General features: G+C 33.5%; 25 protein-coding genes. 17 read left to right on the top strand and 8 right to left on the bottom strand.

Going from position 1 to position 18,781, the window contains the following annotated elements:
• Positions 1–83: 83 nt before the first annotated feature.
• Positions 84–668, top strand: a complete 585-nt coding sequence (locus ACSVDA_RS08720) for a nitrous oxide reductase accessory protein NosL (RefSeq protein WP_485882465.1) — start codon at positions 84–86, stop codon at positions 666–668.
• Between the two features lie 571 nt (positions 669–1,239).
• Here ACSVDA_RS08720 and ACSVDA_RS08715 read toward each other — a convergent pair.
• From ACSVDA_RS08715 to nosD, 4 genes are read right to left on the bottom strand one after another with little or no spacing between them, the layout of a single operon-like run.
• Entirely contained in the window at positions 1,240–1,971 is a 732-nt protein-coding gene (locus ACSVDA_RS08715; RefSeq protein WP_485882463.1) for an ABC transporter ATP-binding protein, read from the bottom strand.
• Positions 1,964–2,791, bottom strand: a complete 828-nt coding sequence (locus tag ACSVDA_RS08710; RefSeq protein WP_485882461.1) for an ABC transporter permease — start codon at positions 2,789–2,791, stop codon at positions 1,964–1,966. The genes ACSVDA_RS08715 and ACSVDA_RS08710 overlap by 8 nt, the downstream gene beginning before the upstream one ends.
• Positions 2,792–2,793: 2 nt before the next feature.
• On the bottom strand, positions 2,794–3,258 hold the full coding sequence (locus ACSVDA_RS08705; RefSeq protein ID WP_485882459.1) for a nitrous oxide reductase accessory protein NosL: 465 nt from the start codon (positions 3,256–3,258) through the stop codon (positions 2,794–2,796).
• A 2-nt stretch (positions 3,259–3,260) separates the two neighbouring features.
• Entirely contained in the window at positions 3,261–4,586 is a 1,326-nt protein-coding gene (gene nosD / locus ACSVDA_RS08700) for a nitrous oxide reductase family maturation protein NosD (RefSeq protein WP_485882457.1), read from the bottom strand.
• A 258-nt stretch (positions 4,587–4,844) separates the two neighbouring features.
• Between nosD and ACSVDA_RS08695 the strand changes: the two genes are divergently transcribed.
• The 10 genes from ACSVDA_RS08695 (at position 4,845) to ACSVDA_RS08650 (ending at position 13,198) form a co-directional block, all read left to right on the top strand.
• Positions 4,845–5,324: a DsrE/DsrF/DrsH-like family protein gene (locus ACSVDA_RS08695; protein ID WP_320210971.1), complete on the top strand. Its 480-nt coding sequence runs from the start codon at positions 4,845–4,847 to the stop codon at positions 5,322–5,324.
• 159 nt (positions 5,325–5,483) lie between these two features.
• Positions 5,484–5,711 (top strand): sulfurtransferase TusA family protein, encoded by a 228-nt coding sequence (locus tag ACSVDA_RS08690; RefSeq protein WP_485882455.1) that lies wholly within the window; start codon positions 5,484–5,486, stop codon positions 5,709–5,711.
• A gap of 45 nt (positions 5,712–5,756) precedes the next feature.
• Positions 5,757–6,329 (top strand): sulfurtransferase TusA family protein, encoded by a 573-nt coding sequence (locus ACSVDA_RS08685; protein ID WP_485882453.1) that lies wholly within the window; start codon positions 5,757–5,759, stop codon positions 6,327–6,329.
• 17 nt (positions 6,330–6,346) lie between these two features.
• A complete protein-coding gene (locus ACSVDA_RS08680; protein WP_485882452.1) occupies positions 6,347–6,592 on the top strand; it encodes a glutaredoxin family protein in 246 nt (81 codons plus the stop codon).
• Between the two features lie 36 nt (positions 6,593–6,628).
• Positions 6,629–7,024, top strand: coding sequence for a DsrE/DsrF/DrsH-like family protein (locus tag ACSVDA_RS08675; protein WP_320210973.1), 396 nt, complete (start codon positions 6,629–6,631; stop codon positions 7,022–7,024).
• 18 nt (positions 7,025–7,042) lie between these two features.
• The gene (locus ACSVDA_RS08670) at positions 7,043–8,176 is read left to right on the top strand and encodes an MBL fold metallo-hydrolase (RefSeq protein WP_485882450.1); all 1,134 of its coding nucleotides are present in this window, start codon (positions 7,043–7,045) and stop codon (positions 8,174–8,176) included.
• A 417-nt stretch (positions 8,177–8,593) separates the two neighbouring features.
• Positions 8,594–10,249, top strand: coding sequence for a SulP family inorganic anion transporter (locus ACSVDA_RS08665; protein ID WP_485882448.1), 1,656 nt, complete (start codon positions 8,594–8,596; stop codon positions 10,247–10,249).
• 21 nt (positions 10,250–10,270) lie between these two features.
• Entirely contained in the window at positions 10,271–10,816 is a 546-nt protein-coding gene (locus tag ACSVDA_RS08660) for a carbonic anhydrase (protein WP_410627683.1), read from the top strand.
• Positions 10,817–11,170: 354 nt separating this feature from the next.
• Positions 11,171–11,524: a YidH family protein gene (locus ACSVDA_RS08655; protein WP_485882447.1), complete on the top strand. Its 354-nt coding sequence runs from the start codon at positions 11,171–11,173 to the stop codon at positions 11,522–11,524.
• 153 nt (positions 11,525–11,677) lie between these two features.
• Positions 11,678–13,198 (top strand): cobyric acid synthase, encoded by a 1,521-nt coding sequence (locus tag ACSVDA_RS08650; RefSeq protein ID WP_485882445.1) that lies wholly within the window; start codon positions 11,678–11,680, stop codon positions 13,196–13,198.
• 229 nt (positions 13,199–13,427) lie between these two features.
• Here ACSVDA_RS08650 and ACSVDA_RS08645 read toward each other — a convergent pair whose 3' ends face one another.
• Positions 13,428–13,898 (bottom strand): S-ribosylhomocysteine lyase, encoded by a 471-nt coding sequence (locus ACSVDA_RS08645; protein WP_410627686.1) that lies wholly within the window; start codon positions 13,896–13,898, stop codon positions 13,428–13,430.
• A gap of 344 nt (positions 13,899–14,242) precedes the next feature.
• On the opposite strand from ACSVDA_RS08645, the gene yidD reads away from it, so the two are divergent.
• The 3 genes from yidD (at position 14,243) to ACSVDA_RS08630 (ending at position 15,180) form a co-directional block, all read left to right on the top strand.
• Positions 14,243–14,494 (top strand): membrane protein insertion efficiency factor YidD, encoded by a 252-nt coding sequence (yidD, locus tag ACSVDA_RS08640; RefSeq protein ID WP_485882444.1) that lies wholly within the window; start codon positions 14,243–14,245, stop codon positions 14,492–14,494.
• 254 nt (positions 14,495–14,748) lie between these two features.
• On the top strand, positions 14,749–14,901 hold the full coding sequence (locus tag ACSVDA_RS08635; protein ID WP_320210980.1) for a DUF1540 domain-containing protein: 153 nt from the start codon (positions 14,749–14,751) through the stop codon (positions 14,899–14,901).
• 84 nt (positions 14,902–14,985) lie between these two features.
• A complete protein-coding gene (locus ACSVDA_RS08630) occupies positions 14,986–15,180 on the top strand; it encodes a hypothetical protein (RefSeq protein ID WP_485882442.1) in 195 nt (64 codons plus the stop codon).
• Between the two features lie 231 nt (positions 15,181–15,411).
• Here ACSVDA_RS08630 and ytzI read toward each other — a convergent pair whose 3' ends face one another.
• Positions 15,412–15,561, bottom strand: coding sequence for a YtzI protein (ytzI, locus tag ACSVDA_RS08625; RefSeq protein ID WP_485882441.1), 150 nt, complete (start codon positions 15,559–15,561; stop codon positions 15,412–15,414).
• 222 nt (positions 15,562–15,783) lie between these two features.
• Positions 15,784–16,044, bottom strand: a complete 261-nt coding sequence (locus ACSVDA_RS08620) for a DUF6154 family protein (protein ID WP_214483716.1) — start codon at positions 16,042–16,044, stop codon at positions 15,784–15,786.
• 189 nt (positions 16,045–16,233) lie between these two features.
• Here ACSVDA_RS08620 and ACSVDA_RS08615 point away from each other — a divergent pair, with 189 nt between their 5' ends.
• Both ACSVDA_RS08615 and ACSVDA_RS08610 read left to right on the top strand, forming a co-directional pair.
• A complete protein-coding gene (locus ACSVDA_RS08615) occupies positions 16,234–16,632 on the top strand; it encodes a phage holin family protein (RefSeq protein ID WP_214483715.1) in 399 nt (132 codons plus the stop codon).
• Positions 16,633–16,711: 79 nt separating this feature from the next.
• The gene (locus tag ACSVDA_RS08610) at positions 16,712–17,050 is read left to right on the top strand and encodes a hydrolase (protein ID WP_485882438.1); all 339 of its coding nucleotides are present in this window, start codon (positions 16,712–16,714) and stop codon (positions 17,048–17,050) included.
• A gap of 183 nt (positions 17,051–17,233) precedes the next feature.
• On the opposite strand, the gene ACSVDA_RS08605 is transcribed toward ACSVDA_RS08610, so the two are convergent.
• Positions 17,234–18,037 carry a DUF6612 family protein gene (locus ACSVDA_RS08605; protein ID WP_485882437.1) on the bottom strand — a complete coding sequence of 268 codons (804 nt, stop codon included), beginning with the start codon at positions 18,035–18,037 and terminating at the stop codon, positions 17,234–17,236.
• Between the two features lie 244 nt (positions 18,038–18,281).
• Here ACSVDA_RS08605 and ytkD point away from each other — a divergent pair, with 244 nt between their 5' ends.
• Positions 18,282–18,758, top strand: coding sequence for an RNA deprotection pyrophosphohydrolase (gene ytkD / locus ACSVDA_RS08600; protein ID WP_485882436.1), 477 nt, complete (start codon positions 18,282–18,284; stop codon positions 18,756–18,758).
• The last annotated feature ends 23 nt before the right edge of the window (positions 18,759–18,781 follow it).

Raw genomic sequence — 18,781 nt, 5'->3', positions numbered from 1 at the left:
GAAAATACTTTTAAATAATTTTCTCATAGTTTCCTCACAATTAGTTGCTAAGCTAACTTAGAAAATATTAAGGGGGGATACATATGAGGAAATTTTTTATTTTCACGGTTTTTCTTACGATTAGTTTAGGAGCATTGGTAGGGTGTAGCAATACCGAAAATGGCACTGAGAAAGCTTCGGAAGCGGTTAGTGATGAGCTATCCTCACAACAAAATATTGATGCTCATGAAGTTGTTGCTGTTGAACCAACTGATGAACATAAGTGTGCGTTCTGTGATATGAAGGTATATGGAATGGAAGAAGAAATGGGGGTATTTACAGCACAAATTCAAATGGAAAATGGTGAGCATTATTTTTTTGATGATATTGGCTGTTTACTTAATTATGAAAGAGACAAGGATGAACAAGCAATTGCAAAATGGGTGAGAGATTACAATTCATCAGAGTGGATTGACCTGGATGGTTCAGTTCCGGTAAAAGCGGATATCATAACGCCTATGAAATATGGTTACGCACTATTTAGCTCAGAAAAAGCAGCTCAAACCTTTGTTGATGAGCGTAAAGACATCAATGCTGTTATCTCATCTTGGGATGAAATTGATCAGGTGTCTCATGAACGTTACATGAAAAAAATGGGGCAAAACGAAGAAGGCCATGATGGGAATTAAGCAGTAATAATAGATCATTACTTATACAAAACAATTGGTTGAAAAAAGATGATGCCGTATATAGCTATCCAGAACGTACGATTCGAAATAGATCCATGAAATTGTAATCCTTGTTAACGATGTAAAGCTGTTAATAACTTTAATTGATTTGTGTTTTTATACGTAGGTTCTTTTCGTAAATAAATAAATTGAAATTATCGAGGGTCATAATTTAAAAGTAGCAATGATGCTGAGAATGCGATTTGTGTAAGTGTTTATTTTTGAAACGAATAACAACATAGACACTAAATTAGCCTAGAGAAAAGACTGTACGAGATCATTAATTTGCTTGGAAACAATAATCTATGCAAAAAGAGCTTTACTAAAAACACCTTCCAATTTTTGAATTCTGGTCGGTGTTTTTTAGTATGGCTCTTTTCGTAAACATTGTTGCTATTGTTATCAAATTAGTCCAATAAAAAGTGGTTTTATAATGTTAGTCACTGTTGTACAGAAGAAAAGATGCCACGAACTCTACTTATGTACGTGTTTACTTTCTTAATACGAAAAGCAACAATCAATGTTGCGCTTATTATACACTGGAGTGAACTGAATGAAAGAAAACTTCTTCAAGAGATCGATACTCCCCATCTACACTACATAAATTGTGAATTGAATCATTGATTAGCATTTGACCTTGATTAATAAAAACAACTGTATCTGCAAGATCTTCAACAACTGAAAGGACATGAGATGAAAAAATGATCGTTTTGCCTTTCTCTTGTTCATGTTTGATAATTTGTTTAAAGCGACGTACCCAGTATGGGTCTAGTCCGTTAGTTGGTTCATCTAATACGAGTATAGGTGATTCAGATAACAAAGCTTGAGCGAGTGCAAGTCTTTGCTGCATTCCCTTTGAATATTCTTTTACTTTTTTATGTTGGTCGTTCTCTAACCCGACTATGCGAATAAGTTCTGTTACTTGTTTGAGTGGTAATTTATCTAGCTTTGCAAAAAAAGTGAGTACTTCATATCCTGTTAAAGTTTTAGGGAAAACGATGCTGTCCGGCATATAAGAAAACATTGATTTATAAAAGGTGTTTTTAGGTGAAACTTTATGTTTATTCAAATATATTTCTCCAGATGTGGGAGTAATAATGCCGATTAGCATCTTTATAATAGTGCTTTTCCCAGCACCATTACTGCCACAAAGAGCAAGACATGTTCCTTTTTGAACTGTAAAATCGATATTTTGTACTTGATTATTGTTACCATAAATTTTTGTTGCATTATGACATTCTATCACAATATCCAGTTCACTCATTTCTAATCCCCTTCTTCACAAATAGGTTTGCTAGTATTAATGGCGATATTATCCATAAGGTCGTTGCTGAAGAAAAAGCAATATTTCCTATCATTCCTTGTGCCCACACTGTGAAATCATACAATGTGGGTCCAAATATTTCTCCGCTATTCATCATCAATATTGTCCACACTCTAATAATTTCTACTGGATTGAATAATATAGATACCGTAATGATTGGTAAAACAAATGAACGATCAACAAATGTAATTAAACCTATAACGCCAAATTCATAAAACAGCACGAGTGTAGCCCAAACTACTAGACTAAATCCTAATGCTTGAAAACGATTAGTAGATACAACTCCGATGCATATTGCAATGGCTAAAAACATCATCGTTAATAGTAATGTAAAAAATACGAATAACAAAAATAATGTAGTTGTTATACTACCATGCTGTAATAATAGTATCACTCCAGCTAAGCCATATCCTAGGAAAATAACAGAAGCTAGAGCAATCAACATGCCAACATATTTCCCAATTAATATCTTTCGAGGCGGTAGAGCGTATGTTAATAACAAAGAAAAACCACCGTCTTCCTTTTCCCCAGCAATAAAAGAGCTCCCTGTTAATAGAGTGACTAAAGGAATAAGAAATAAAGACAGATTTAAAAGACTACCAGTCATTCTAGTAAAGCCATCGTAGCCCGCTTCGGTATTCATTCCACTAAAATAAACGATAGTAACTGCTAAGGTCGTAAATAACAAAGCAAAACTGGGGATCCATCTACTTCTCATCATAAGCTTTAATTCTTGTTTCGCTATAATCCATATGCTCATCATTAAAATCCGTCCCAATTATGATTGAGCAAATCAACATATTCTAGCAGCTCACCTTTTTTTTCTTCTTCAATATAAACCTCGGCTTGTTGTTTCGTGGCAAAAGATATAACTCCATAAGCCATGGGTGTCCAAAATTCTCGATGATAGGCAAAGTGAGCATCTTGTAATTCAATCCATTCGTTAGATTTAATATCGCGAACATATGATTTGTTGATTGCTGTATTATTTTCTTCACTTCTTTCTATGTATTCAATCATACAACCAATATCATCGAAAGTTAGTATTTCACCATTATCTAATATGACCTCTGTTGCATGATCTATATGTGCAACACTCATATTACAAATCGTACAAATATCTATATCTGGATTAATTTCTCGTGGTTCATAAGCAATCTCTTTACTACAAGATGATAATAGGATTGTAATCATTATTGTAGAAAGCAGTACATAATTTCGTTGCATCACTACATCCTCCCAAAATAAAATATAAAGCTACTTATAAGTAGAAATAATATTGCAATAAAGCCAATGGCTATATTTCTTTCATGCATTTCAGTGGTGTCGGTCGAAATAGAAATTGGTTCCACAAGTGGAAATGGATCAACAATGTTTGCAACGCTTAATGATGGTACCATTGATTCAACGGTAGTCCACATTTTAATAGCAGGACTTTCAAAATAGAACTGAATATAAGGCTCTTTACTTAGTATTTCGTTATACATTGAACCTGTTTTATATGGTAGTTCTCCTATGCCATCCCCGCTTAAATCAAATGAGCGATAATCATCCCAATAGTTGTTGTAAAATCCCTTTTCTTCTGTGATCAATTTGATTTGAGCTACGTTTCCCATAAAGTTATTGTTAGTAATCCTACAATCTTCATTGTTAGCTAAAATACTTATACCTACATGATTTCCTGCAACGACATTATGATTGACTTCACATTGACGTGCATTTTGTAGAGCTATACCGTTACTATTTTGTATTATTTTGTTGTCCATTAAGGTAATATTTTCGGAATCATAAATAAGTGCTCCGTACCCATGATAGCTAAGTTGCTTTGCAAAAGTATTGGCATATATGTGAATTCTTTCGGATGCCATAATCATTAATCCATTAATGTTGGACACTAAATAATTCCCCTGTACAATCCCACCTTCACCATACATAAAATGTACAGCATAACGTGATTGAGTGATTTCATTATTAATAACTTTACTATTTGTTGCAAAATCGATATACACGCCATCTTGGACTTTGTTAATTGTATTTTCTTTCACAACATTGTTATTACCAGAAAACAGGTGAACACCGTTACCACGTTTTGCAAAATGTACAGGGTAGCTCGTGATAAAATTATTAACAATGAGGTTGTCATTTCCTTCAACGTAAATACCAAAATGAACATCAGTAAATGTATTAGATTTAATTTTCACGTTAGAGGACTTGACGAAGATACCTGCATCATTGGCATCTCTTCCGCTTTGAGTAATGTGAAAACCTTCTACAATAACCTCTGGTGATTTGATTGTAATAACTGAACCACTGTTATTTCCGTGTAGGACTACCCCTTCTTCAGCAATTAAGTAAATAGGTTTTTCGATAAAGATGTTTTCCACGTATACTCCTTTTGTTATAACGACTTTTCCTCCTTCTGGTGCTTTGTTTATAACCTGTTGAATAGAAGTACCAGGCATTACGACCAATAATTGGTCCTGTTGAGCGTTTGACTCAATTGGAAACATAGTAAAATTAATAAACAATGTGAAGGTAATCACTTTTTTTATCATTGATCTCCACCTTAGAACACTTTTTTATCGGTAGTATACTTAAGAATTGTGAAAAAACAAGAAAGTTTCAGTGACATACCGTTGACAAATACGTGTTTTTAAAAAAAATTCATAAATAAGATTTATTTGTTGATAAAAAATAAAATATATAATAAAATACTCATAGGGGTAAAGGTAATAAGTCGAAACGTTAAATATGCTATCTAAATTTTTTTGCTAGATAATATACCCTTAGGGGTAAAAGAGAGGGGTGAAGCAATGGGAGAAGTAAAAAAGACAACAATTGTCTTATTCAGTGGTGATTATGATAAGGCAATGGCAGCTTATATTATTGCGAATGGTGCCGCAGCATATGATCATGAAGTTACTATTTTTCATACTTTTTGGGGCTTAAATGCTTTAAGAAAGGATCAGTCAGTTCATGTGAAAAAAGGCTTTGTTGAAAAAATGTTTGGCAAAATGATGCCTAGAGGTGCAGATAGAATGGGACTATCCAGGATGAACTTTGGAGGAATGGGTCCAAAACTAATAAAAAATATTATTAAAAAGCATAATGCTGTGCCTGTTCCGCAGTTGATAGATATGGCGAAGGAGCAAGAAATAAAACTGGTAGCTTGTCAAATGACTGTAGACTTATTAGGGCTTAAAAAGGAAGAAATTATCGATGGCGTAGAGTTTGCTGGAGTTGGAGCTTATTTAGCGGATGCAGAGGATGGAAATGTGAACCTGTTTATCTGAGCCTATTTGCGTATATTGCTCGTAGTTCTAGCCGTTTGTAACAGCTGAGTTAATACCCCGAATTTATATTGAAAAAACTATTTAATTACACATGATCATATTGAATATAAAAATTTTATATATAGAAATACCCTAATGGGTATATAAGGAGGAGACAAATTGATTTCAAATAAAGTACTAGACACAAAAGGCTTATCATGTCCAATGCCGATTGTAAAAACAAAGAGAGCAATTAATGAAATGATTTCAGGTGAAATTCTAGAAATACACGCTACTGACAAAGGTGCAACAAAAGATCTTACAGCATGGGCGAATGCTACAGGCCATGAATTGTTGAAAGCGACTGAAGAAAACAACGTTTTTAAATTTTGGATTAAAAAAGGGTAGATGTGAGTAAGTGATTCAGAAATTATTATTTTGGAGGTATTTCAAGTGAACTCGATTAAAACAGATCATGTTTTAGATGCAAAAAATTTATCATGTCCAATGCCTATCGTGAAAACAAAAAAAGCAATGAATGACATACAGCCAGGTCAAGTACTAGAAATTCAAGCAACAGATAAAGGCTCTACAGCAGACCTTAAGGCTTGGTCAGAAAATACAGGAAATCAATATTTAGGAACGATAGAAGAAGGGGCCATCATAAGACACTATTTACGTAAATCTGCTGATGAAGAATTAGTTGAAACAAAGCATCCCATTGTAATAAACAATGAAGAGTTATTAACAAAAATAAATACAGCTGAGGATATTGTAATCCTGGACGTAAGAGAACCATCTGAATTTGTCTTTAATCATATTCCAGGTTCAGTATCAATTCCGTTTGGTGAATTAGCAAGCCGCATTCATGAAGTAAATGAAGATGATGATATTTATGTAATATGTCGAACTGGAAGTAGGAGTGATTTAGCAGCACAGCAATTAACAAAAAAAGGATTTAAAGAAGTTACTAATGTCGTTCCTGGTATGAGTACGTGGAAGGGTGAAACTACTAAATTAATTTAATGAAAGGGGGGGTGGTCATGGCAAATGTAACTGTCTATACGACATCTACATGTCCTTATTGTACTAAAATGAAGAATTTTTTAGCCTATAAAGGAATTCCATATCAAGAGGTTAACCTTGAGAGTAATCAACAAGCAGTAGAAAAAATTCTTGCTGCAACTGGACATATGGGTGTTCCTCAAACAGAAGTAAATGGAAAATGGGTATTAGGATACGATCCAAACAAATTGATGGAATTGGTAGAACCTTTAATAAACAATTAATAAACAAATTTAATAAATGATACGGAGGAGAAAAAGATGTCAAACAAAGTAGCAATCATCGCATCCAATGGAGGATTATTTGATGCTTATAAAGTGTTTAATATAGCCACTGCTTCAGCTGCAACTGACGCAGAGGTTGGTATTTTCTTCACCTTTGAAGGGCTTAACTTGATTCACAAGGAAGCACATAAGAATCTTCCGCTTCCACAAGGCAAGGAGCATTTTCAAGAAGGTTTTACAGCTGCTAAAGTACCACCGATTGCAGAGTTAGTTCAAATGGCAACAGATTTAGGTGTGAAAATGATTGCTTGTCAAATGACAATGGATGTTATGCAATTACAAAAAGAGGATTTTGTTGAAGGTATTGATGTCGGCGGTGCGGTGACGTTTTTAGATTTTGCTAAGGATGCAAATGTATCACTAACATTTTAATGAAAGAAGGGAAAATACATGAGTGTAAGAGAAATTACAAGCGTTGAAATATTAGAGAATATTCTTGAACGAGAACAAGTATTTATTCTTGACGTGCGAAATGAGAGCGACTTTAAAGATTGGAAAATTGAAGGGGTGAACATTGACCATTTAAACATACCTTATTTTGAACTGTTAGATGGTGTTGAAGATATAATTGAGCAATTACCAAAAGATAAAGAAATACTTGTTGTTTGTGCCAAAGAGGGATCTTCGAAAATGGTAGCTGAAATGCTCAGTGAGGAAGGGTTAGCTGCTTCTTATTTAAAAGGTGGTATGAAGTCGTGGAGTGAATATTTGTATAAAACAGAAGTTTATCGTGATAAAGATATGAAAGTATATCAGTTTATTAGAGTTGGTAAAGGGTGTCTATCATATATGATCGTTTCTGGAGAAGAAGTGTTAATTGTAGATCCTGCACGTTTTACTAATATTTATAAACAAATAGCGGATGATGAAGGGGCTACAATTACGCATGTTGTTGACTCTCACCTCCATGCTGACCATATATCAGGTGGACGCCAACTTGCAGAAGAAACAGGTGCTAAATACTATGTCATGAAAAGTGAAGGCGCAGTGTTCGATCATGAACCGTTTGAGGAGCACGAAATAATTGAGTTTGAAAAAGTTACTCTTGAAGTCATTGCTATTAAAACGCCTGGACATACCCCGGGGAGTGTTTCTTTCTTTGTCAATGACAAGTTACTCTTTTCAGGAGATACAATTTTTGTAAGTGGATTAGGACGACCAGATTTAGGTGGTAAGGTAAGAGAATGGGCGAAGGACTTATATACGACTGTATACGATAAAGTAGCTAAAATTGCTGATGATGTAATTGTACTACCAGCACATTATGCTGACTTTGATGATGAAGTCAATCAACAAGGTTATATAGGTGAGAAATTAGGAACCATTCGCGAGCAAAATGAAGTGATGTTAAATCAAAAAGAAGATGACTTTGTTGAATTTGTAGCACAATCTGCAAGTACAGAAACTCCACCAAACTTTGAAGAAATCATAGCGATTAATCGTGGAGTTGAGGAAGTATCAGTAGAGAAGCAACAAGAATTAGAAATTGGACCTAATCGCTGTGCAGTTCATCATACACATTAATAAGTAATAAAAGGTTATTTTTGTATGGATAGTTGTTTTTCAAAGGCGCTATTCTTATACTTTGTTGCTTTTTTCACTTAAATTGGAGCCACTGATGTGTATTTTATGATTTTTATAGTCTTAGATCTATTCGTGTCTTGCTTTATTACGAAAAGCAACAATTAATGCGAAAATAGTCTTTTCGAAATGCACACAAAGAGAGTACGAGGCAACTTTTCTTTTTCAAGGGGATAAAGCGCCCCTTTTACTGTTGTAATTCAGTTTCAAATAGCATCAGAATTAACAAAAGAGAATTTATAATAAGATAAATTTTTTGGACAATGTTCATGTAAGTGACATTGTCCGAAACACCCTTTTGTTACACCCAAATTAAACATTTTATACAATAATTATGATAAAATGAAGGAATGATTAAAGATGTTAAAGAACCTTATCCCTGCTGTTGATTGGATGAAGAGTTATAAAGGGTCATATCTTAAGGGAGATTTATCTGCTGGTCTTATCGTTGCTATCATGTTAATTCCTCAAGGTATGGCATATGCAATGCTCGCAGGCTTACCTCCTGTGATAGGACTTTATGCCTCTACTATCCCCTTAATCATTTATGCTTTATTTGGATCTTCAAAACAATTAGCAGTAGGCCCTGTAGCAATGGTGTCTTTACTTGTATTTTCAGGTGTATCAACATTGGCTGAACCAGGATCAAGTGAATACTTGTCTTATGCATTATTGCTCTCACTCATGGTTGGGGTAATTCAGTTCGGAATGGGTATATTTCGACTCGGGTTCATCGTTAACTTTTTGTCACATGCAGTTATTAGTGGATTTACATCTGCAGCAGCACTAATTATAGGTTTAAGTCAGCTAAAGCATTTATTAGGAGTTGATATCGCAAGGGGAAGTGTATTCGAAGTATTATATGGTGCAATTGTTCAAATTGGAAATGTCAATTTTATCACTTTAGCAATAGGGGCATTAAGCATTGCGATTTTACTTTACTTTAAGAAAAACTATCCTCGTTTCCCTGCAGCATTAATTGTTGTAGTCGGTGGATCATTACTTGTATACTTCTTAAACCTTCAAGAGTTAGGTGTAAGTATTGTTGGAGAAGTCCCTAGAGGGATACCATCAATATCATTACCTGCATTTGACATCGGCTCGATCACAAGCTTGCTTCCGATTGCTTTGACTATTTCATTTGTTGGTTTTATGGAATCAATTGCAGTTGCAAAAGCAATTGCAGCGAAGGAAAATGATAAAATAAACTCTAATCAAGAATTATCAGGTTTAGGACTAGCTAATATTGTCGGTTCTTTCTTTTCAGCATACCCAGTGACGGGTGGATTTTCGAGATCAGCAGTTAACTATCAAGCAGGTGCTAAAACTGGATTAGCTTCAATCATTACCGCGGTTTTAATTATTATCTCATTGTTATTTTTTACACCATTATTTTACTATTTGCCTAACGTCGTGTTAGCGGCGATTATTATGGTAGCTGTCTTTGGCTTAATTGATGTGAAAGAAGCAGTGCATTTGTTTAAAATAAAAAAGGTAGACGGTTGGACACTTATCGTATCCTTTATAGCTACATTAGTTACAAGTATCGAAGAAGGTATTTTAATTGGTATTGCTTTTTCACTACTTGTGTTTATTTGGAGAAGCGCATATCCTCATGTTGCACAATTAGGGTATATTGAACAAGAAAATGTATTCAGAAATATTAAACGGTATGAAAACGCAAAAACGTTCAAAGACACCATTATTTTTCGAATAGATGCTTCATTATATTTTGCAAATATGGGTTTCTTCGAAGAACAACTAAGAAAAGAAATTGCAGACCATCCCACTACGACAAAGATCGTCTTAGATTTTTCAAGTGTCAATGCGATAGATGCTGTTTCAATTGATGAACTTGAAAAGATCATTGACGACTACAAACAAGCGAATATAGAAATATTAATTGCTGGCATGAAGGGTCCAGTAAAAGACTTAGTGAAACGAGCAGATTGGGAGAACAAATATGGAAACAATATTAATTATCTTTCATTACAGCATGCGTTAGATCTGCAATAAGAACATTACAGGAGGCTTATAATGGACATTCAAAAACAAAATGAACTATTTGTTAAGGAAACTTTATCTGAAAATAAACTATATTTCTCAGAGCTTTCAAAAGGACAAAGCCCTGAATATTTCGTGTTAAGTTGTTGCGATTCAAGAGTCAGTCCTTCAGTGATAAGCCAAATGCCATTAGGTACAATGTTTGTTCATCGTAATATTGCCAATCAAGTAAATAAAGACGATGAGAGTTTTTCGGCGAGTTTATACTATGCTCTTCATCATCTGAAAGTAAAAAAAATAATTATTGAGGGTCATACAAATTGTGGTGGTGTTGCAGCTGCATGTAATAATAATCAAGAACCAGAGCTCCAATACTGGGTTAATAGTATTAAGGAAAACTTACCGTTAGAAGACCGATCAGAGAGTTTATCCTTAGACGATATGTCTAGAGTCAATGTCATAAAGCAAATTGAAAAGCTAAAAAGTCATCCAGTCTATAAAAAGTATGGTGAAGGGATACAAATCTTAGGCTTTTTATTTCATTTAGATTCTGGAAGACTAGAACAGTTAGAGAATTAACTTTAAAAATGGGACTTTTGATAACACAAACGTCTCATTTTTTAATTTAGACTCTTTTCGTAAACAATGTTACCATTGAGATTATTTTGGGACAGCAATTTATGCAATTGACGTCATATAACATAAGAAAAGATGCCACGATCGCTTGGCTTATGCGTATTTTAGAATAGCAACAAACGATACGAAAACAGCCTATTGTAAACAATGTTGTTGCTGAAACTGATGTAGGAAAGCAAAAGAATTCATGCAATTGGCCTTATGTTAAATGAGCAAAGGTGCCACGACCGCTAGGTGTATACGTATTTTATTTCTTAGAACGAAAAGAAACATCGATAATTTAAGAAGGTGAATTTTATGAAGGAAACGACTGATTCAAAATATATACAACAACACTTAGCTAATGAAAGAACGTATTTAGCTTGGATTAGAACTGCAATAGCTATTATTGGAGTGGGTTTTCTCATTGCAAATTTACATTTTACATTTCCACGAACGATGACAAAATCTGTAAGTGTCATTGCAAATATCGTTGAAATACTCTCTGTAATATTGGGGATAGCTACAATCATTTTTTCTACAAGGAACTATTTACAAAAACAACATGATATAAATGAAGGGTCATTTCAATCACCAAAGGTATTCATTTTCTTTTTATCTTCATTTTTTATTGTCATCATTATAATTTTTACAATTTATTTCTTGTTGTAATCACGATCTCTTGGGCTTTGATATGAACATTGAAAAAATTGTTGAAGGTAGTAATTTTTCATAAATTCACGAAATATTGAGTTTGTTTGTATCAGAACACAACATTTTATATGAGCTAAAATGATAATAATTTATTAAATTGAGGGGATAACAGTGGGAAAAGGATTTCCAATTATGATTCAGGGTACACATTCAGATAGTGGGAAAAGTGTAATTGCGACAGCATTTTGTCGGATATTTGCTAATGCTGGATATAAAACAGCACCTTTTAAATCACAAAATATGGCTTTGAACTCCTATATTACACAAGATGGTAAAGAAATAGGGAGAGCTCAAGGTGTTCAAGCTGAAGCTGCTCGTGTTCTACCAACTACTGATATGAACCCCATATTAATTAAACCAACTGGAGATAGCCAATCTCAAATTGTTGTGCATGGTAAGCCTATGAAAAATATGAAGGCTAGTGAGTATCGGCAAGATTTCTTTGCACAAGGCCTACAGATTATTACTGATTCATTTGAGAAGCTTGCTGAAGAATATGACCGCATCGTGATTGAGGGAGCAGGAAGCCCAGCAGAAATAAATTTAAATGACCGAGAGCTTGTTAATATGCGGGTAGCTAAAATGGCTAACGCTCCTGTAATTTTGGTTGGCGATATTGACAAAGGAGGGGTATTTGCAAGCTTGGTTGGTACATTACAGTTACTTACACAAGAAGAGCGTGACCGAGTGGTAGGCGTAATAATTAATAAATTTCGTGGAGATATAAACTTATTAACATCAGGGCTAACATGGTTCGAAGGTTATACGGGTAAAAAAGTATTAGGTGTGGTCCCTTATATTCCAAACCTTCATATAGATGCCGAAGATTCTGTTGTTTTAGATACATACAATAGGTCTCAAAATGGTGTAAAGGATATTGATATTGCTGTCATAAGGTATCCGTTTATCTCAAATTTTACAGATATAGACCCTTTTCATATTGAAGAAGATTGCCATGTAAGATTTGTCTCAAACATAGAGGAGTTGGGCAAGCCAGATTTAGTTATTTTGCCTGGAAGTAAAAATACAATTGATGATTGTACATTTTTGCATAATAGTGGATTGACAGAGGGGATTCAGTACCTCCATAAAGAAGAAAATACGCTTATTTTTGGCATTTGCGGTGGCTATCAAATGCTAGGTGAAATGATTGAAGATCCATTTTCAATTGAAACATCACAAGTTAGTTGTCATGGGCTAGGTATTTTACCTATTCGAACGACAATTACAAAAGAAAAGAAGACGACTCTTTCTGAAGGATATGTGGAATTTGAAGATGAGCAAGTATTTGTAACAGGCTATGAAATACACATGGGAGTTACTAACAACCTTAACCAATGTAATCCGTTTGTTATTACAGGCCAACATACAGATGGATGTGTAAAAGGCAAGTATGATGTCATTGGGACATATTTTCATGGCATTATGCATAATGATTTATTTCGAACAAAGCTATTGAATCACCTTAGAGTTAAGAAAGGCTTGTCGCCCGTTACATTACGTCCATCATTTAATGGGTTAAGGGAGGAAAGCTTTGAAAAATTAGCTGAAATCGTTGAACAACATCTTGATCTTGACACTATTCAAACAGAAATGAAGAAATTCAGTAACAACTTTAGTGGAATGAAGTAATTTGTCTTTTATAAGAGGTAGACCCCACAACATATAGAACTTATTTATACTATATGGAGTGAGGTCAACCCTTTGTTATATTTGGTTTTGTGGAATTGATTGTTATTTATCATACTAAGAAAAAAACTGTATATACAGTTAGTACGATGTTGACTCTTTTATGAGCACGTCGATTTTATCTAGCTGAGTTTTTCGGTGATAATAGCATACAGTCATTCATATGAACATGTTAAAATACTTGATGGAGGTCTTCCTTAGTTTGTTCTAACCAAAAACGCATAAGGCGTTTAGCACCTTCAAGGTCATGTAGCTTCGCTTGACCACATTGTTTTTCGTTCGCAGCTGGAATTTCAGTGATTTCTACAGCCTCTTTAAATGTATCTTCTAACAAATCAATAATTTCACTTACAGATGGTTCTCCACTAACAACTAGATAGAAGCCAGTTTGACATCCCATAGGAGACACATCAATGATATCAAAGTGGTTGTATCTTTCAGCATATTTACGAATATTAAAAGCTAATAAATGTTCAAGTGTATGAATGGCGTCAGGGTTCATAGCCTGTTTATTTGGCTGACAAAAGCGAATATCAAATTTATTGACTATACCGTCGCTTCCTACTTTGTGAACGCCACAATGTCTTACAAAAGGCGCTTTTACAATACAATGATCTAATTCAAAACTTTCAACAGATGGCATGGATAACCACTCCTATATAAAATGTCATTTTTTCTTTTTTTATTATACATGTCCAAGCACAAATTTTCACTTATCATGATTGTGGAATGAATTTCGATAAACATAATATTTTCTATACAGCTAAAAATAGTATATCATTTATTAAGGCTGTTTTCGCATTAATTGTTGCTTTTTCTTAATAAGAGCTAAACACGTATACAACTAATCTTTGGAACATCTTTTCTTCTTCGAAGACTATAAAAACCATATAATATACATCAGTTACTCATATGTAAAGTAATAAAAAGTCACAAGTTTACTTAATGACCTTTATTAAAGGTATTATAAAGTTAGGGTGAGTCACTTTGCTTAAAAAAATATTTATTGGATTTATTCGTTTTTATCAACTTGTCATATCGCCTTTAAAACCACCGACATGTCGTTTTTATCCAACCTGCTCTCACTATGGACTTGAAGCTATTAAGCGCTTTGGACCGTTAAAGGGTGGCTGGTTAACAATGAAACGTATCGTAAAATGCCATCCTTTTCATCCAGGTGGCATTGATCTAGTACCAGAAAAAAATTCATCAATACATTCATCAAAAATTGAGAAGTAGGATACTTACCGACACAGTTCTCATACATTGTTGTTTTGTGTACTAAAGATACATGGACTTCGTTATGGGTTCTTTTCTTCTCTTTTAATTAAACCGATTTAACAGCTCGTGTTAGTGAAAAAAAGAAATTATGTTAATTTATTCAAGTTAGTTTAAAAAATATAAAGGGCTCATTTTACAATTTTTATATAGTATGAAAAATTCCTAAAAACAAATGATATATTATGTATCATTTTTTAGGGGGTAAGTTAACTATGGCAAAAGATGTTTTATGTGAGGTAAATAATTGTCATTATTGGAAACAGGGAAACAAATGCAATGCACAGGAAATATATGTAATTAGTCACAGTGGTACTTCTGCAAATAGCACAGAAGAGACAGACTGTCGAACATTCACACCAAGTTAATCATTTTTCGAAAGGAAAATAAGCATGGCGCAGACTCTTCATCGGGTCTGCCCTATTTATTTATTCACTAAGGAGAGATAAATGATGGTTATGAATAAAGAAAGTCTAATTAAGGCGTTTAAAGAAGAAGCTAAGTATGCTAATCAATTAACATTTCCGTCGTGTGTTGATTCATTTGCTAATATTTGGGAACATGAATTTGGATCGTTGGACGGTCTACCGAGCGATGTAGATGATTTAATCGCTCATCGTGCAGTTGAACTGGGGTTAATGGAGTGAGGTTTACATATCGTTAAAAGTTTAACATAACTTAATATCAAAGGAGAGGCTTGCATTCTCTCCGCTCGAAAAATTTATAGTGATTTTGTTTTATTGTGCTATGTCCCACCTTTTCCAAGGTGGGTTTTTTGCAATTTAGTTACTAAACTTCAACTGTTTCATCAATAACAATAATGAATAGCAAGGCTTGTACACAATATTTGTAATTTATGTAAATATAGCAGTTGTTAGTTAAGACGTTTTATCTTTGGTTTCGATATTGGGATTTTCTTGTAAATTGTCAACTGTATGCTCATATTGATATGCTTTTGAGGTTGTCATTAATGTTATAAAAAGAACACCAAGGACGATAATAATTGATATTATTAAAACTGCAAGCAAAATTTACCCTCCTTCATGAATACTCATAATGACCGAATATGTTGTTTATAAAAGGCTATTTTCGCATAGTTTGTTTGTGTATGAAAAATAAACACGTATAAACCTAGATCGTGTCATTTTCTCATAAAACGATGACTATTGAGTAAATCGCTTTATCTTTTAGTTTAGGAACTGTTACGACAAAGTTAACGAAAAGAGTCTTATGAAATGAAGGAGAGAAAATCAATGAAGATTTCGTAATTCAGAAATGGATGAACGTCTATTATTGCCTACTCCATCTCGCGCTATTTTCCCTTTTAGCTTTTCAGTGATATATAAGCTAACTAAACCAACTAATTCATAATCACTTAGTTCCTCAACCATTGACAAGATATCATTTCGATCTAATTGCTCTAGCAGTGCCAATGTTAGAATTTCAGCATCTTCTTCGTCACCTGTTAATTTATGACGATACATATCATAAAGTTCGTCGACTAACTTCATTCTTCTCACTCCAATATATTGATTATCCTATAGTCTATGACTGTCAAACAAAATAAATTCATAATAATTAGGTTACAATGTCCACTTTATAAGGCATTCACTCAATCAATATGTTAAGTTTCTCATAACTTGAAGTAAGGGAAAAGCTTAATTTCACTTGTTAACCAGTTATCCAAAGAAAGGAAGGTAATGTTGGAAAAATATATTTTTATCGTGGCTTTTTCATTTTTATGTTCCACAGTGACATTCCTATTCGGTGGTTGGGACAAATTAATGGTAATTTTACTCGTATTTGTAATCATTGATTATGTAACCGGAATGATTTCTGCAACTATAGAGGGTTCTTTGTCCAGCAGAATAGGGTTTAAAGGAATTATGCAAAAGATATTTATATTTGCATTAGTTGCAATTGCTCATTTAATAGACCTCATTCTAGGAGAATATCATTTTTTACGTGATACCACAATCTTTTTTTATCTTTCTAATGAATTGCTATCGATTATTGAAAATGCAGGAAGGGCTGGAGTACCTGTTCCTAAAGTTCTTACTCGAGCCATTAAATTGTTAAGAGATCGCAATAATCAGTAAGCAAGAGAGATATATTATGTGTATATTTTACTCTTGATAGAAAAACCTATATTTAAGCATATATAGGAGTTGAATAATTATGAGTAAAGAGAAGGAAGCTTATTATATCTCTTTAGGAAGTGGAGAAATTTCGAGATTAAGTACAGCATCTCCTTGGAATTATAAAGTATTTGCAACAGACGAAGAAATTACAACATTACGTGAATATTTTGACCAAAATTATTCAACAGAATGGCAAAATTTTTTTAGGGCACATATCCCGTATATTCAATATCATGATGATGAACAAAATGACGCCTATGATGAAACGCTTGAGAAAATACTCCAATTAATTTACCAATTAGGGGATAGAACAACTAGAGAATTTATTGAAGAGCAAGGGTTGTTACATGATGTATTTTTCAATGAAAAAACATAAAATGTATTACTTGTATAATTTACACAGTGAGTAAAGGAGTGGAGATGTGTGCTGAAACTCATAGTACAATAGATGGGTTTGGTACGTGAAATTTTAAGGTAGATTATTTGGTCGAATGATAAATTTATGAGAAAGCGTTATAAATAGAAAGGTCACTCTTAATTATGAGTGACCTCAATATGATTATAGAGGACTTTCAGTTGCTGTGTTTATAACTTCTTCAGGAACAGAAATTTCACTGACTTCATTAAAATTAGAGTATTTACCTGTCATTTCTTGGTAGAATCCGAAAGTCTCTCCCTCCATTGTCATCGTTGAATCCATAATCATTGAAATATTTTTTGGATAGTAAGTCTCTTTATCAACAGTTATCTCATATTTTAATGTTGAAATAGTCATATTTTCCATTAAATGGTCAATATTATTAGCCATTCCAGCACTTGTGAGTTGATCCTGTGGAATCATTGAAGTAATTAACTCTTTCATTTTTTCATCTGTAGAAGTGAGTTTAAAGATGTATTGGTCATCTTCTTCGATAAGTTCAAAATCATCAACAAACTTTTCCATTTGCTTCAGAGAATTTATTGGAGATTGCTGATTTTTAGACATTTGCATAATTTGTTCAAATTGCTCACTAGGGAGTTTTTGCCACATATTACTCATTGAATCATACATGAAAAATCCTTCTTCAGTAAAATACGACTCTGTATCTACATTGATTGCATCACCCATAGATATAGACATCTGTTGATACATCGTTAATGGTTCTTGCACCATATCTAGATAAATTTCCATATTTTGGGGTATACTCTCTGTTCCCACTTCAATTGTTTGATCCATTACCATATCAACTGAAAAACTACTTAGATCTTGAGCAGCTTCCATTGATTTGTTAAACAAATCATTTACATCAGCATCTGATGAAGAACAAGCTGCGAGTAGTAATACAAAAGATACTGCAAACATAGTAGTTATTAGCTTTTTCAATATAGTTCCTCCTCGTAAAGTGTATACTATGTATACGATTTAACATAAAGGAAGTTTCACAAACCTTATTTTATATATATATTAGTAGAAAAATTTGGAAGATTTGTTTGATTCGTTCCTCAATATGTATTATAACAAGTGTACTTTTAATTGAAAATATAAATTTACAAATCTTACTAGTCGTGATAAATTTAATAAATTATGTTAATATTTTTATAACTAAACAGTTGGAGCGAGAAGTGCAATGGAAATACATTTTAAGGACTATTATTTTAATGATGTTTACCTCTCATTTGACAATCATCCATTTTCTTTATCTCCTAAGCATGTGTGGGTCATATGTAGGTTTTACAATCAATGGCTTGTAACAAATCATGCTACCCGAGGCCTAGAATTCCCTGGTGGTAATGTCGAAGAAGGAGAAACTTCAGAACAAGCAGCAATTCGTGAAGTGAAGGAGGAAACAGGTGGTAACATTATTGATCTTCGGTATATAGGTCAATATATGGTGATGGGAAAAGAGAAGAAGATTATAAAAAATATCTATTTTGCAAATATCAACTCAATTGAGGAACAATCAACTTACTACGAAACAAAGGGGCCTGTTTTACTCGATCATCTGCCTGAAAATATTGCTTATAATGATTCTTATAGCTTTATTATGAAGGATGGGGTGCTTCAAAATAGTCTTAGCCGAATAAGAGAATTAATGAATGAATAAACAATAAGCTCGCAACAAGGTCT

The sequence above is a fragment of the Cytobacillus sp. Hm23 genome (assembly GCF_051842895.1).
Classification (GTDB): Bacteria; Bacillota; Bacilli; order Bacillales; family SM2101; genus Nanhaiella.
This window is presented reverse-complemented; position numbering and strand designations above follow the sequence as displayed.